The following is a 13,341-nucleotide window of genomic DNA, read 5'->3' on the forward strand; positions in this document are numbered from 1 at the left end:
TCAACGTGAGGGCGCGGGGGCCACCTCACACACTCCGCAGGCGGCGACCACCCATATCGCCACGCCGCGGTCCCTGCCCCTTTTCCACACCCCTAGGCAAAGGCATGCCCGTCCAGCAACTCCCGGACCTCATACGGTTCGCCCGTCACAACTCCCCGTACTACGCCGCTCTCTATGCGTCACTTCCGCCCGGTGCGGAGCGCCTGACCGACCTCCCCGTCATCGACCAGGGAGAGTTCTGGCGGGCCAACACCCTCGAGAACAACCGCGTGCTCACCGAACCGCTGGGAGAGGCGGTCGTCTTCAAGACCGGCGGCACCAGCGGCGCACCCAAGTTCTCCTGCTACACCCGAGAGGAGTGGCAGGAGTTCGTCACGGCCTTCGGCCACGGCATGACCGAGGCCGGTCTGCGCCCCGGCCACCGGGTCGCCGACCTCTTCTACGCCGGCGAGCTCTACGCCAGCTTCCTGTTCATCCTCGACTCGCTCGCGCACGCCCCGGTCGCCAACGTCCGGCTGCCCATCGGCGGAGCCGCCCCGCTGGAGTCGACGGTCACCACCCTGCAGGACTTCGCCGCCCAGGTGGTGGCGGGCACCCCGACCACCCTGTGCCGGCTCGCCGACCATCTCGTCACCGCGGGTCTGCAGCTGCCCGCCGTGGAGCTGGTCCTCTTCGGCGGCGAGGCCCTCTTCGACGACCAGCGCCGCCTGCTGGCCACCGCCTTCCCCAACGCCGAGGCCCGCTCGCTCGGTTACGCCAGCGTGGACGCCGGACTGCTCGGCTGCCCCGTCCCCGGCCCCGACGCCCGGGTGCACCGCGCCTTCACCCCGCACTCCGTCGTCGAGATCCTCGACGAGACCACCGGGGAACCGATCACCGAGCCCGGACGGCCCGGACGCGTCGTCGTCACCAGCCTGTTCCGCCGCCTCATGCCCATCATCCGCTTCCCCGCGGGCGACCGCGCAGAGTGGACCGACGTCGAGGCCGGTCACTTCCGCATCCTCGGCCGCGCCGACGAGGGCGTGCGCGTCGGCCCCGTCTCCCTGTACTCGCAGGACGCCCAGGACGCCGTGACCCGGGCCGACGGCGACGGCCGCATCACCGGCATGCAGCTGGTCGTGCGCCGCTGGGACGGCCGCGACGGACTCGTCCTGCGCCTGGCCACCGCCCCCGGCGACGACGACCCGGCCGAACTGGACGTCCTCGCCAAGGCCGTGGTGACCGGGCTGGAGAACGCCCGGCCGCTGTACCCCGACAGCATGACCAAGGGCTTCGTGCACCCCCTGGCCGTCGAGTGGGTCCACCACCGCGACCTCGTCGTCAACACCCGCTCCGGCAAGCTCGTGCGCGTCGTGGACGAGAGGCCGACCGCATGACCGCCGAGACCACCGGCACGGGCCGCCGACTGCCGCTCGTGCTGCGCAACCGCGCCTTCGGGGCCGTCTGGCTCGGCCAGGTCCTGACCCAGGCCGCCGTCCGCATGTTCCAGGTCGGCGTCTCCTGGTGGCTCGTCGCCTACGCCGTCTCCGGCGGACGCGGCCTCGCCTCCGGCCTGTTCATGGCCGTCAGCACACTGCCCGCCGTGGCCCTGGCCCCCGTCGTCGCCCGGGCGATCGCCCGCTGCGCGCACCGCACTGTGCTGCGCACCGCGGCTGCCGGAGCCGGAACGGCCGCCGCCGCCCTGGCCGTCTGGGCCGGCACGGCCGGCCTGCCGCTCGCGGCCGCCTACGCGGCGACCCTGGCCCTGTCCACCTGCCAGGCGTTCTTCGACCCCTGTCTGACGACCTCGGTGCCCGAACTCGTCGACGACGAGGACATCGAGGCCGCCACCGGATTCGAGCTGTCCACCCAGTCGCTCGCCAGCCTCGGCGGCGCGCTGCTCGGTGCGCTCATCGTCGACCGGGCCGGCATCGCCGGGCTGGCCGTCGGCTGCGCCGTCGCCTACGCGACGGCCGCCCTGCTCGTCACCACCGCCCGCTTCCGCCCCCTCGGGGCCGACGGCGAGGCCGGCGAAGAGGCCGGGGGACAGCGCACGTTGCGCAGCATCCTCTCCGGCCTGCCGTTCGTGCGGAAGATCCTGGTCTGCTTCACCGCGGCCAACCTCTTCACCACCGCGGTCTTCGTCGTCATCCCGCTCTACACCAAGTCCGTGCTCCACAACGGCGGCAGCACCGTCGCCCTGCTGGAGGCATCGCTCGGCACGGGCACGCTGATCGGCTCCTTCACCGGCGCCCGGGTGCCGGGCAGGCCCACCGTGGTCGGCGCGTCCTGCCTCGGCCTGATGGCCGCCGCGCTCGCCCTGCCCGGGCTCGTCGCCTCGCAACTCGCCTTCGCGGGCGGCCTGGTGGTGGCCGGCTGGTGCGTGGGCGTCATCGGGGTGCGCTTCGTGGCCCTGTTCCAGCGGCTCGTCCCCGCCGTGGACAAGCCGGGATTCTTCGCCGTCATGCAGGCCGTGCTCGGCGCGACCTTCCCCGTCGCCTCCCTGCTCTTCGGACTGCTCGGCGACGCCCTCTCGGCGCGCACGCTGTGCCTGGTCCAGGCGGCCGGCATCCTGCCCGTCGCCTGCATGCTGGCCCTGCTGGGCGACCCCGCCCCCGCCGCGTCCGAAGAGCCCGCGGACGAGCCCGCACCGGAGCTCGCCGGCACCGGGGGAGGGGAGCGATGACCGCCACGATCAGCCGCGCAGGCTGCGCCGACATCGCCGACCTGCGCCAGCTCTACTACGCGGTCTACGGGCCCCACTACCCCACGGCACTGGGCACCGACCCGGCCGAGATGACCCGGCTCATCGGGGACCCGCACACCCTCTGGCTCGTCGCCCGCAGCACGGCGACCGACGCCCTCGTCGGCTCCGCCGCCATCCACAGCGAGCCCGGCAGCCGCATCGGCCGCCTCGAAGGGCTCGCCGTGCACCCCGACCACCGGGCGGGCGGCCTCGCCGGAGCACTCACCGAGGCGCTGTGCGCGCAGATGCTCGACCAGGGCCGGCTGGACTCGGTGTACGCCACCGTCCGCACCGTCATCGCGGGCCCGCAGCGCGTCGTCACGCGCAACGGCTTCCGGCCCATGGGCATCCTGCCCAACGCGGTGGACCTCAACTCCCGCGAAAGCCTGGCACTCTACGCGCGTTACTCGCAGGGCGTGCTGGACCGGCGCCTCCCCGTCCCCGAAGTGCCCGCCCCGCTGGCCCCGCTGCTGCGCAACGTCGAGCGCAGCCTGGGCGTCAGCTACGCGGACACCCGGGCCACCGCACCCGTCCCCGCGCCGCCCCGGCCCGCGGCGGCGCGGCTGGAGATGATCGAGGCACCCGCCTTCGTACGCCGCCGCTTCCGCGAGCGCTTCCCCGACAGCGCCCAGTGGTTCTACCCGCTGCACACGCCCAACGTGCTGCTGATGCCCGACGAGGGCGGCTTCGAGGTCTACGCCTACCTCAACCGCACCGGACGGTACTGCGCCCTGGTGGCCGCCCACCCCGAACCGGCCGCCGCGGCCGCCTGGCTGGAGCCGCTCACGCAGACCCTCACCCGCGCCGGCGCCGGCTACGTCGAGGCACTCGTGCCGCTCGACCACCACCGCGCGATCTCCGCGTTCCTGCACCAGGGCTTCATCCCCAGCGCCCTCTACCCGGCCATGCGCCCGGAGGGCGACGGATTCCACGACTACGTGGTGATGTCCCGCACCGCCGAACAGATCGACTTCCGCGGCGTGGTCGTCGACGCACCGCTCCAGCCCTACCTGGACTCCTACCTGTCGGCCTGGGCGTCGACCTACCTGCCCACACTCGAGGTTGCCCCGTGAACCCCCATCTCGCCCCGATCGGCGTCCCCGACCCTGACCTGCTGCCCCACGTCCAGCAGCTGTGCGACCTGACCGACCCCTACACCTGCGGCCCCGCCGAGGACGAGCTGTTCGCCGCCGCCATGGCCGAGACCAACGCCTGGCACCGCGAACGGTCGGCGTTCTTCGGCGCGTTGTACGAGCGCACGGAAGACGACAGCGCTGCACCGTTCCGCGCACCCCTGGTGCACGCCAACTTCTTCAAGCGCCACGAAGTGCTCTCCATCCCGCGCGACGAGGTCGACCTGCACCTGACCTCCTCCGGCACCACCGGCCAGAAGTCGCAGATGTTCTTCGACCGGTGGACCATCCGCTCCGCCCAGCGCATGGTCGCCCGCATCTTCGAGCACAACGGCTGGATCACCCCCGAGCAGGAGGTCAACTACCTGCTCTACAGCTACGAGCCCGCCCGCGACCTGAAGCTCGGCACCTCCTTCACCGACAACTACCTGTGCGACTTCGCACCGGCCCGGAACGTCGAACACGCTCTGCGCCACACCGGCAACGGCCACGAGTTCGACCCCTTCGGCTGCATCGCCGCCCTGCAGCGCTACGCCCAGGACGACGCGCCCGTCCGCATCCTCGGATTCCCCGCGTTCCTCTTCTTCACCCTGGAACGCATGCGCGCCCTGGGCATGCCGCCCCTGACCCTGCCCGAAGGCTCCCTGGTGATCCTCGGCGGCGGCTGGAAGGGCCACACCGACCGGCAGATCGGCAAGGACGAGCTCTACGTCCGCGTCACCGAACAACTGGGCATCCCCTCCGAGCGGATCCGCGACACCTTCGGCTCCGTCGAGCACTGCATCCCCTACATCGAGTGCGACCACCACCGGCTGCACGCCCCCGTGTGGTCACGGGTGTTCATCCGCTCCACCCGCACCCTCGAACCGCTGCCGTACGGCGAGACCGGCTACCTGCACCTCGTCTCGCCGTACATCACCTCCGTACCGGCGCAGAGCGTCCTGATGGGAGACCTCGCCTCCCTGCACCCCGGCGAGGAGTGCGGCTGCGCGCTGGACACCCCGTGGTTCACCATCCACGGCCGCGCCGGAGTGAGCCGCAACCGCAGCTGCGCGGTGGCCGCCGCCGAACTGATGAAGGGCATGTCGTGACCGTCGAGAACCCGCAACACCACTACTGGCAGGGCGCGTTCGTCGACGACGCCGAGGCCGGCCGGCGCCTCGCCGAACTGCCCGCCGCGGTCGAGGCCACGCTCGCCACCCCGCTGGAGACCGAGACCCTCCTGGCCGCCTGCGAGGCCCTGGGCACCGCCCTGCGCGACCCCGCGCACCCCGTGCACGCCCGCCTCGCCGCGCACCTGCCCGAGGGCGAGGACGCGACCGTCCTCGCCGAACTCGGCGCCTTCTTCAGCCGGGAGGAGCTCACCCGCAAGCTGCGCCGCGAACTCGGCGGCACCGCCCCGCAGCGGCTGGGCCGCCCCGACGCCAAGGAGACCGTCTACGAGGCCTGGGCCCCGGTCGGCCTCGTCGCCCACATCGCCCCCGGCAACGCCGTCACCGTCGCACCCCTCAGCGTCGTCGAAGGACTGCTCGCCGGGAACGTCAACATCCTCAAGACGAGCAGCGCCGACACCCTCCTCGCCCAGCATCTGCTGGCCGAACTCGCCGCGCTGGACCCGACCGGGGCCGTCGCCGAGCGCGTGATCGTGCTGCGTTTCCCCTCCTCCCGCCAGGACTGGCTGGGCCTGATGTGCGCCCCCGCCGACGCCGTCGCGGTGTGGGGCGGCGAGGCCGCCGTCGAGGGCGTGGCCGCCCATGTCCCGCCCGGCTGCCGCCTGGTGGAGTGGGGCCACAAGATCTCCTTCGCCTACCTGACGCGCGACGCCGCCCAGGACGCGACCGTGCTGGACGCCCTCGCCGCGGACGTCTGCCTGCACGAACAGCAGGCCTGCTCCAGCCCGCAGGTGGTCTACCTCGACACCGAGGACCACGACGAGGTCTTCGCCCTCGCCGAACGCTTCGCCGCCGTCCTGGCCGGCATGCCCCCGGCGGTGCTGCAGGACGACCTCGGCCCCGCCGAGGAGGCCGAGCTCACCACCACCGAGCTCATGGCCCGCCTCGAGGAACACCTGGGCCTGACCCGGGTCTTCACCGCCCCCGACGGCTCCAGCCGCGTGCTGGCCGACACCCGGGCCGCGCTCACCGCCTCCCCGCTGCACCGCAGCGTGTGGGTCAAGCCGCTGCCCCGCAAACAGCTGATCGCCACCCTGCGCCCGATGCGCCGCTACCTGCAGACCGCGGGCATCGCGGGCAGCACCGCGGACGTCGCGGAACTCTCGCGCACCGCCCTCGCCGCGGGCGTCACCCGCGTCACCCCGGTCGGCGCCATGCTGGCCAGCTACCCCGGTGAACCGCACGACGGCGTCTACGCCCTCCAGCGCTACAGCCGCCGCGTCGCCGTCCAGGCCGACGCCCGCTTCACCACCACCGCCTGCCTCGACGACCTGGCCCGCACCGCCGAATTCCCGCCGCCGTCCGGCCCGTTGCTCGACAAGGCCGCCGTGCAGGAACTCAACCGCCAGGTCGACACACGCGACGCCGAGCTGTACTTCCGCAGCGGCGGCAGCACCGGCACCCCCGCCCTGTCGCTCTTCAGCTACGACGACTACGACACCCAGATGCACGCCGCCGCCCGCGGCCTGCTCGCCGCCGGGTACGACCCGAAGCACGACCGCACCGCCAACCTCTTCTACTGCGGCGGCATGTACGGCGGCTTCATCAGCTTCTTCTCCATCCTGGAACGCCTGGGCGGCGTCCAGATGCCGATGGCCGCCGGCCCCGACCACCGGGCCACCGCCGAGATGCTGGTGGAGTACGGGGTCGACACCCTCTTCGGCATGCCCTCCTACCTGTGGCAGCTCCTGCACGAGCAGGCGGACCTGCTGCGCTCGTACGGCGGCATCCGCAAGATCTTCTACGGCGGCGAGCACTTCACCGAGGAACAACGGCACACCCTGGCCGAGACGTTCGGCATCGAGTGCATCCGCTCCATCACCTACGGCAGCACCGACCTGGGCCCGCTGGGCTACCAGTGCACCGAGAGCAGCGGCAGCGTCCACCACCTGCACGCCGACCTGCACACGCTGGAGATCCTCCACCCCGAGGAGGACCACCCGGTGGAGCCGGGCGGGACGGGCCGCCTGGTCTTCACCACCCGCGCCCGCCGCGGCCAGAACCTGGACCGCTACGTCATCGGCGACCTCGGCCGCGCCCTGCCCGGCCCCTGCCCCTGCGGCAGCCGCTCCCCGCGCTTCGAACTGCTGGGCAGGCTCGGTGACGTGATGCGCGTGGCGACGTACTTCCTCAACCACCGCCGCTTCGTGGCGATCGCGGAGGAGGACTGCCGCTACCGCGGCGAGCTGCAGATCGTGCTGTCCAACGACGGCACCCGCGAACACCTGACCGTCCGCGTGGAACCCACGGGCGGCACGGAACCGGCCGCCCTGCACGCCGCCCTGCTGGCCGGCTACGCCGAACTGCGCACGGCGGTGGACGAGCGGCTGCTCGACGTGACCGTCGAGACGGTGGACGGCGCGGACTTCGCCCGCACGCCGACGAGCGGCAAGCTGCGGGCGGTGGTGGACGAGCGGGGTTAGGCCGTCCAGCCGTACATGCTGGTGCGGGCCTGGTCATTGCCGACCAGGCCCGCCAGGCCGCAACGGCTGCGCCGTCTCATGGCCTTGGTTCCTCACTGTCAGGCCTGACGGGCGGAGGACGCGAGGCGATCGGCGAGCTCGGTGACGAGGTCGCGCAGTTCGTCGGGGCGCACGATCACGAACGGCCGGTCGAGTGAGGCGAGTACCGGAGGAAGCCCGTCGAGTTGCTCGGCCCGCAGCCGGCGCTCGGCTGCCCGGTCCTCGCCTGCCGCGGGCTCGTACTCCTCCAGGCTCGCGACGCTGGCGGGAAGGCGGGCGCGGATCTGCTCGACCGTCCCGTGGATCCGCAAGGTCACCTCATGCCGGTACGCGGCCGTGGCAAACGCTGACAGCACACGCTGTGCCGGACCGGGACCCGTGGGCGCTTCGAATGAGCCGGGCAAGGTCCGCGCATCTGTGATGCGATCGAGCCGGAAGGTCCGGTCCTCGCCGATCTGGGCAACAGCAACGGGATGTCGTCCGATCCTCGTGCCAAACCGGTGGACCTGTGCGATCACAGCACTAGCGTTTCTGTCCGACACCACCTGCAGGACTGACGGGGAGAAACGAGAGATGCCGGAGCTGATGAACACGCCACAAGTGCGAATCGTGCCTTGGGCGGACGGTGACCTCGACCTGCTGCGGCAGGTCAACACACCGCAGATGAAGAAGCATGTGGGCGGCCCGGAGACCGAGGAGCAGATCCTCGACCGCCACCAGCGGTACCTGAACATCGCCGCCACAGGCAGAGGGTGCATGTTCAGCATCGTCCTGTCCGGGGAGCCCGAAGCCGTCGGCACCATCGGCTACTGGGAACGCATCTGGCAGGACGAGCCCGTCTACGAGACGGGCTGGAGCATCCTTCCGCCGTTCCAAGGCCGAGGCATTGCCGTCGCTGCTGCAGCTGCAGCCGTCGCCAGCGCACGGGAAGCGCAGAAGCACCAGTACTTGCATGCATTCCCGTCCGTCGACAACCCCGCATCGAATGCCGTCTGCCGCAAGGTCGGCTTCTCACTCGTGGCGGAGTGTGAATTCGAGTACCCGCCGGGCAGCTTCATGCGGAGCAACGACTGGCGCCTGGACCTCAGGGGCGCGGATCCGGAGAACGCCGCTGGTCAGCCCGTCTCGTGAGGCTCCGGGGCGGCCCGCTTGCTAGTCGGGCCGCCATCTGCGGCTAACGCATGTGGTCCCCCACCGGATGGTGTCGGCCTCGACGCATTCCTCGACGAACCGCGCCCACTCCCCTTGAGCACGGTTGCTTCGGGAGGGCTCGCAGGCAACCAGCAAGCGCACGGGGCCACTGCTGTTGACGTGTTGCAACCAGGCCCGGCCGGGGTCGGGGATGCAGATGCGCCAGTCCCTTTCGCCGTAGTCGAGTTGGGCGACTCCTCGGTGCACGGACAGCCGCGGCCCCACGTCGACCGGTTCCTCGGTGACCGGGACCAGATTCAGGCAGGCGGAGAGGGCGCGCATGCCCGCGTCGATCCATTCGACCGTCTCGCCGGGGCGGCGGGGCGGGGCGTGGGTCATGAGAAGCTGCGCCACCGCGCCGGCGCCTCCGTAGTGGATGCCGACAGTGTGCGTGAGATCGGCGAGGAACGCGATGCTGGGGCTGACCTTGATGGACAAGCGGTCCGTGAGGCCGGTGGGTGAACTTGTCATCGGCTCGGGACCTCCGCCCATACGAACTTTCCTTTTCCCGCCGGTCGTGTCCCGGTACCCCAGGTGGCGAGGGTGTCGACGATGCGAAGGCGGCCCCGGAGGCTCTCGACGTCTCCCGGCTTCATGTGGGGCTGTTGGCGGACGCTGTCGTGGACCTCGATGCGCGTGCGGGCGTCGTCGGCGTCGAGGACGACGAGCACGGAGTCGCGGTGCTCCGTCCCGTATCGGATGGCGTTGGTCACCAGCTCGGAGACGGCGAGGACGACGTCGTCCAAGTGGTCGGGGTCGGGGTCGTCGAGGGCGTGCGCGACGAACTCACGGGTGTAGGCGCGGGCCGCGGCGGGGGCTTCCGCACCGCTGGTGAGTATGAGCTGTGACGGGGGCCCGGCCTGAGGGGCGGAGCAGACGGGCGTTGCGATGCTCTGTCGTTCGATCACGTGTGCCCCCTAACGGGTCGGTCACAGCGGGTGGTTGGGTTGTCGTGCTCCGCTTCGCGGACGGGTCGCTTCCCTCCGACAAGGCAACACGCGCGACGCATCTCCGGGTACCGTCGAGGGGGGTGTCGAAAGGTGTCGCTTCCGCGGCCCCTCATCACAGAGGGTTGTGATCATGAAGGCGCCGAACGCCAAGTTTGCGCAGTGGTTGGACCGTTCAGGGATGAGCCGCGGGGAGCTGGCGCGACGTGTCAAATCCAAGGCAATCGAATGGAAGCAGCCGCATATCTCACCGGACGCGACGCGTATCCGGTGCTGGCTCCAAGGCGAGACCCCGCGTGCACCCATCCCGGACATCCTTGCCGACGTGTTCTCGGAGCACTTCCGGCTTCGGGTCACAACGTACGATCTCGGGCTCGGTGACAGTGGCGCCGCCGAGGTCGCACTCGTGTACAACTCTTCGTACACGGCTACGGTGGAAGTCGTCGCAGACTTGGGGAGAGCTGACGTGGACCGACGTAAGTTCCTCGCGGCTGCACCTTTTGCGGCTGTCGCCGGGGTGGGGCCCTCACGAGACTGGCTGCTGAACACGCTTGACCAGCAGCCCGAGCCGGGGCCGCGGGTACGTCTTGAGGATGTCACCGCGGTGAAGAACATGTTCACGACCTTCCAGCGCATGGACATCTTCCAGGGCGGAGGGTCGGGCCGGCTCGTCCTGGCCGACTACATGAACCAACACGTCTACCCGCTGCTGCGCCGCGCCCACAGTGACGAGGTGCGGGAGGCGCTGTGCGAGGCGGCGGCGGAACAGACCTACCTGCTCGGATGGATGGCCTACGACAACGGCGAACACAGCATCGCCCAGAGGTACTTGATCCAGTCGCTGCGCCTTGCCGAGGAGTCGAAGAAGCCCGCACTCGGCGCCCACGTGCTGGCGGGCATGGCCGATCAGGCGACACTGCTCGGGAACCCTGCCGAGGGCCGGCGCCTGGCGCAGGCGGGCCGTCAAGGGCTGTCGAGGACCAAGTCGCCCGCTTGTCTGGCCGACTTGTGGTGCCTTGAAGCGCGGGCACTCGCTCTGCTCGGCGAGAATCCGGCCGCAGCGCATGCCGTCGCGCAGTCCGAGAAGGCCTACGATCGCGCCGACCTGGCCGACGAACCGGACTGGGCGGCGTTCATCGACCCGGCGTACCTGCACGGGGAGCACGCGAACACCTTCCGCGACCTTGGTGACGCCGAGGCCGCCGAGGAACACGCACACCGGTCCATCAACCATGCGGCCATGCAGAAGCGGGCGCGGCGAGGTGCCATGTCACAGGCTGCGCTTGCTGTGTCTCATCTGCAGCGGCGCGACCTCGAATCGGCCTGTGCGGCGGGCGTGCGCACGCTGAAGCTGACGGGACAGGTCAAGTCGTCGAGGGCCGTCGAGGCGGTGCAGGACCTGCAGAAGCGGATGCAGCCTTTCGGCCGCCATCGGCTCGTGGCCGACTTCAACGAGCGGGCCCGTGACCTGGTGGCCGCCGCGTAAGACCTTGAATGCGCGTACGCCCCCCGCGGCCACGTAGGCCGCGCGGGGGTATTGATCTTCTGCAGACTGATGAAGGTCTTGAAACGCGCCCGACTTACGCCGCTGCATCGGTCTGCCGGCCGACCCGCCGGGCCAGCACCTGTCCCGGCCAGGCGTCGGACAGGAACCGCTCGGTGGGGGTGAACCCGTTGCGCTCGTAGAACGCGACCAGTTCGCCCCCGCCGCCCGCCCAGCAGTCCACCCGCAGCAGTTCCACACCGGCCCGCCGGGTCTCCTCGGCGGCGTGTGCCAGCAGCGCCGCCCCGATGCCCAGACCTGCGTACCGCCGGTCGGAGACCAGCAGCCGCACGTACCGCTCGGGTTCCCCGGCCGGCGCGATCGGCATCTGCGGGCTGGGCCCGGAATCCAGTACCAGAGCCCCGACGGGCGTTCCGCCCGACTCTGCGATGTACGGGACGTTCTCGGTCATGTACCGCTCGACCCGCGCCACTCCGCCGGGCTTCTGCGAATACGGGGTGGTGCCCCACTGCTCGGTGTTGCCACGTGCATTCATCCAGGCCACTGCGGAGTCGAGCATGTCCAGAACGGCGGGTGCGTCGGCGAGGCCGCCGGGGCGGATGCGTATGTCGTGTGTGGTGTCGTTCACGGCGGAAGCTTAGGCCGGGAACAGCGACAACGGCCCGCCCCACCAGAGGTGGAGGCTGCCGTGGTGCCCCTGACCGTCAGGTCGGCCGGGGCACCCGCGTCTGCCGGCCGCGTCAACGATCCGCCAACCTTTCGGCAAGGCCGGAGCGTGATGGTGGTCCTGCGCACTTCGGCGCACCGATCGTCCGACGGGCCACGTGGCTCGTCGGATCCCCCAGGAGCACCACCATGAACCTCACTGTTTTCAAGAGGCGGACCGCCCGCACGCTCGCCGTCCTCGGCGCCACCGCCGCAGCGGCCGGCCTCGTAGGCACCAGCCAGGCCTACGCCGTCACCCCCCACAAGCTCACGCTGTGCAACAAGTCCGGCCCGGCGCCGTACGGAGCCGTCGGAGTCCAGGTACGTCTCATAGACCGGCAGACCTATACTAACGTGGTCAAGTCCGGCACGTGCGACACGCTTGAGCTGACCGGTAACGGTGGCGAGAACGCGAGTATCTGGGTCATCCCCCAGTGGGGCTGCAGCTCGGACGTTCCGACCTGCATGGGGTGGGTGCCGAAGGACGGAAACACCAGCGGTCTCCACATCGGCATCTGGGACCCCAAGGGCACGGACATCACTCTCACCAGCCCGTACACGTACACCCAGAAATAGCTCCGATCACCGCAGGCTGTGGCCGGGGGCCCGCACGGTTCGGCGCCCCCGGGGCCCTGCCCGCTGATCCGTGAAGATCCGCCGGACAAGCCGTAGTCCGGGCAGAATGGACACATGGCTGCTCCGCTGACGCTGCCCGAGGAATTCGCTCTGCTCTCACTCGCCGACACCGGCATGGCGATCGACCCCGGCCAGGCCAAGGACGGCTGCGCGGTGGCAGAACTCGGCGAGCTCGCCCTGCGGGGCAAGCTGCTGATCCCGCTGCGCAAGGTCAAGCTGTTCGACTTCTTGTCGGTGTACAAGCTGGGTTGGGCTGAGATCGAGTTGGTCGACGCCACCCCTGTGGGCCTGGCCTGGGTCGACGAGCTGCTGGCCGAACTGGCGCACGAGGGCAAGGCGAAGACACTGGGCAAGTGGGTGTCGCAGCGGGGCCGGCGCGATGCGTTCCTCCGGCATCGCAGCGCGCTCGTCGCGCGCGGTACGGTCCGGCACGTGCCGGACGGAGGGTGGCGCCGGCGGGAGCGGTATTACCCGGACCCGACCGTAAGGAACAGGCTGATCAACGAGGTTCGTCTGGCCACCGGCGAGGGACGTCGCCTGGACGAGCACGGGTTGTTCCTGTCCGGCATGGTGCTCCGCAGCGGGCTGTACAGGGACCTGCGGGTTCCGTTGAACGGGGACCCGCGGGTCCCGCAGATCACCATATCCCGGCGCGCGCGGGACCGGGCCCGCGGGATAGGGGCGGTGGAATCCGTGTCCGCGCCGCTGCGGGACACCAGCGAGGTGCTCGCCGCGATGGTGCCCAGGCGGATGCGGGATTAGGGTCTGTTGTGAAAGTGCTGGTCACAGTCCTCAACGAGTGGCTGTGACCAGCACTTTCACAACAGACTCTAGATGATCGAATCCAGGAGACCGGCTGCGCGCAC

The 13,341-nt window shown here is 70.6% G+C and carries 12 protein-coding genes and 1 pseudogene; 9 read left to right on the plus strand and 4 right to left on the minus strand.

Annotated features, from left to right (window positions below; all coding sequences use genetic code 11):
* The first annotated feature begins 104 nt into the window (after positions 1 to 104).
* Genes ACLHRZ_RS17565 through ACLHRZ_RS17585 form a run of 5 tightly spaced genes read left to right on the plus strand, consistent with a single transcriptional unit; the run spans position 105 to position 7,453 of the window.
* Entirely contained in the window at positions 105 to 1,376 is a 1,272-nt protein-coding gene (locus ACLHRZ_RS17565; RefSeq protein WP_490419384.1) for a phenylacetate--CoA ligase family protein, read from the plus strand.
* A complete protein-coding gene (locus ACLHRZ_RS17570; RefSeq protein WP_490419385.1) occupies positions 1,373 to 2,665 on the plus strand; it encodes an MFS transporter in 1,293 nt (430 codons plus the stop codon). The genes ACLHRZ_RS17565 and ACLHRZ_RS17570 overlap by 4 nt, the downstream gene beginning before the upstream one ends.
* Complete coding sequence (locus ACLHRZ_RS17575) at positions 2,662 to 3,798, plus strand: GNAT family N-acetyltransferase (protein ID WP_490419386.1); 1,137 nt, start codon at positions 2,662 to 2,664, stop codon at positions 3,796 to 3,798. Before ACLHRZ_RS17570 ends, ACLHRZ_RS17575 begins: the two co-directional genes overlap by 4 nt.
* A complete protein-coding gene (locus ACLHRZ_RS17580; protein WP_490419387.1) occupies positions 3,795 to 4,949 on the plus strand; it encodes a LuxE/PaaK family acyltransferase in 1,155 nt (384 codons plus the stop codon). The genes ACLHRZ_RS17575 and ACLHRZ_RS17580 overlap by 4 nt, the downstream gene beginning before the upstream one ends.
* Positions 4,946 to 7,453, plus strand: coding sequence for an aldehyde dehydrogenase family protein (locus ACLHRZ_RS17585; protein WP_490419388.1), 2,508 nt, complete (start codon positions 4,946 to 4,948; stop codon positions 7,451 to 7,453). Before ACLHRZ_RS17580 ends, ACLHRZ_RS17585 begins: the two co-directional genes overlap by 4 nt.
* Before the next feature lie 98 nt (positions 7,454 to 7,551).
* On the opposite strand, the pseudogene ACLHRZ_RS17590 reads toward ACLHRZ_RS17585, so the two are convergent.
* A pseudogene (locus ACLHRZ_RS17590) lies at positions 7,552 to 7,953 on the minus strand (WYL domain-containing protein); the annotation flags it as partial.
* Positions 7,954 to 8,077: 124 nt separating this feature from the next.
* Here ACLHRZ_RS17590 and ACLHRZ_RS17595 point away from each other — a divergent pair.
* A complete protein-coding gene (locus ACLHRZ_RS17595; RefSeq protein ID WP_490419389.1) occupies positions 8,078 to 8,623 on the plus strand; it encodes a GNAT family N-acetyltransferase in 546 nt (181 codons plus the stop codon).
* Between the two features lie 21 nt (positions 8,624 to 8,644).
* Here ACLHRZ_RS17595 and ACLHRZ_RS17600 read toward each other — a convergent pair whose 3' ends face one another.
* On the minus strand, positions 8,645 to 9,154 hold the full coding sequence (locus ACLHRZ_RS17600) for a hypothetical protein (protein WP_490419390.1): 510 nt from the start codon (positions 9,152 to 9,154) through the stop codon (positions 8,645 to 8,647).
* The gene (locus ACLHRZ_RS17605) at positions 9,151 to 9,591 is read right to left on the minus strand and encodes an ATP-binding protein (protein ID WP_490419391.1); all 441 of its coding nucleotides are present in this window, start codon (positions 9,589 to 9,591) and stop codon (positions 9,151 to 9,153) included. Before ACLHRZ_RS17605 ends, ACLHRZ_RS17600 begins: the two co-directional genes overlap by 4 nt.
* 172 nt (positions 9,592 to 9,763) lie before the next feature.
* Here ACLHRZ_RS17605 and ACLHRZ_RS17610 point away from each other — a divergent pair, with 172 nt between their 5' ends.
* Positions 9,764 to 11,116 carry an NsdA family TPR-like regulatory protein gene (locus ACLHRZ_RS17610; RefSeq protein ID WP_490419392.1) on the plus strand — a complete coding sequence of 451 codons (1,353 nt, stop codon included), beginning with the start codon at positions 9,764 to 9,766 and terminating at the stop codon, positions 11,114 to 11,116.
* 94 nt (positions 11,117 to 11,210) lie between these two features.
* On the opposite strand, the gene ACLHRZ_RS17615 is transcribed toward ACLHRZ_RS17610, so the two are convergent.
* Complete coding sequence (locus tag ACLHRZ_RS17615) at positions 11,211 to 11,762, minus strand: GNAT family N-acetyltransferase (RefSeq protein ID WP_490419393.1); 552 nt, start codon at positions 11,760 to 11,762, stop codon at positions 11,211 to 11,213.
* Between the two features lie 227 nt (positions 11,763 to 11,989).
* Here ACLHRZ_RS17615 and ACLHRZ_RS17620 point away from each other — a divergent pair, with 227 nt between their 5' ends.
* A complete protein-coding gene (locus ACLHRZ_RS17620) occupies positions 11,990 to 12,415 on the plus strand; it encodes a hypothetical protein (protein WP_490419394.1) in 426 nt (141 codons plus the stop codon).
* A 114-nt stretch (positions 12,416 to 12,529) separates the two neighbouring features.
* Positions 12,530 to 13,237, plus strand: coding sequence for a GPP34 family phosphoprotein (locus tag ACLHRZ_RS17625; RefSeq protein WP_490419395.1), 708 nt, complete (start codon positions 12,530 to 12,532; stop codon positions 13,235 to 13,237).
* The last annotated feature ends 104 nt before the right edge of the window (positions 13,238 to 13,341 follow it).

The sequence above is a fragment of the Streptomyces sp. AM25 genome, assembly GCF_058146165.1.

Bases quoted from the DNA above. Each gene is read 5' to 3' on its own strand.
- ACLHRZ_RS17565 (WP_490419384.1), top strand. From the start codon at position 105: ATGCCCGTCCAGCAACTCCCGGACCTCATACGGTTCGCCCGTCACAAC.
- ACLHRZ_RS17570 (WP_490419385.1), top strand. From the start codon at position 1,373: ATGACCGCCGAGACCACCGGCACGGGCCGCCGACTGCCGCTCGTGCTG.
- ACLHRZ_RS17575 (WP_490419386.1), top strand. From the start codon at position 2,662: ATGACCGCCACGATCAGCCGCGCAGGCTGCGCCGACATCGCCGACCTG.
- ACLHRZ_RS17595 (WP_490419389.1), top strand. From the start codon at position 8,078: ATGAACACGCCACAAGTGCGAATCGTGCCTTGGGCGGACGGTGACCTC.
- ACLHRZ_RS17600 (WP_490419390.1), bottom strand. From the start codon at position 9,154: ATGACAAGTTCACCCACCGGCCTCACGGACCGCTTGTCCATCAAGGTC.
- ACLHRZ_RS17610 (WP_490419392.1), top strand. From the start codon at position 9,764: ATGAAGGCGCCGAACGCCAAGTTTGCGCAGTGGTTGGACCGTTCAGGG.
- ACLHRZ_RS17620 (WP_490419394.1), top strand. From the start codon at position 11,990: ATGAACCTCACTGTTTTCAAGAGGCGGACCGCCCGCACGCTCGCCGTC.
- ACLHRZ_RS17625 (WP_490419395.1), top strand. From the start codon at position 12,530: ATGGCTGCTCCGCTGACGCTGCCCGAGGAATTCGCTCTGCTCTCACTC.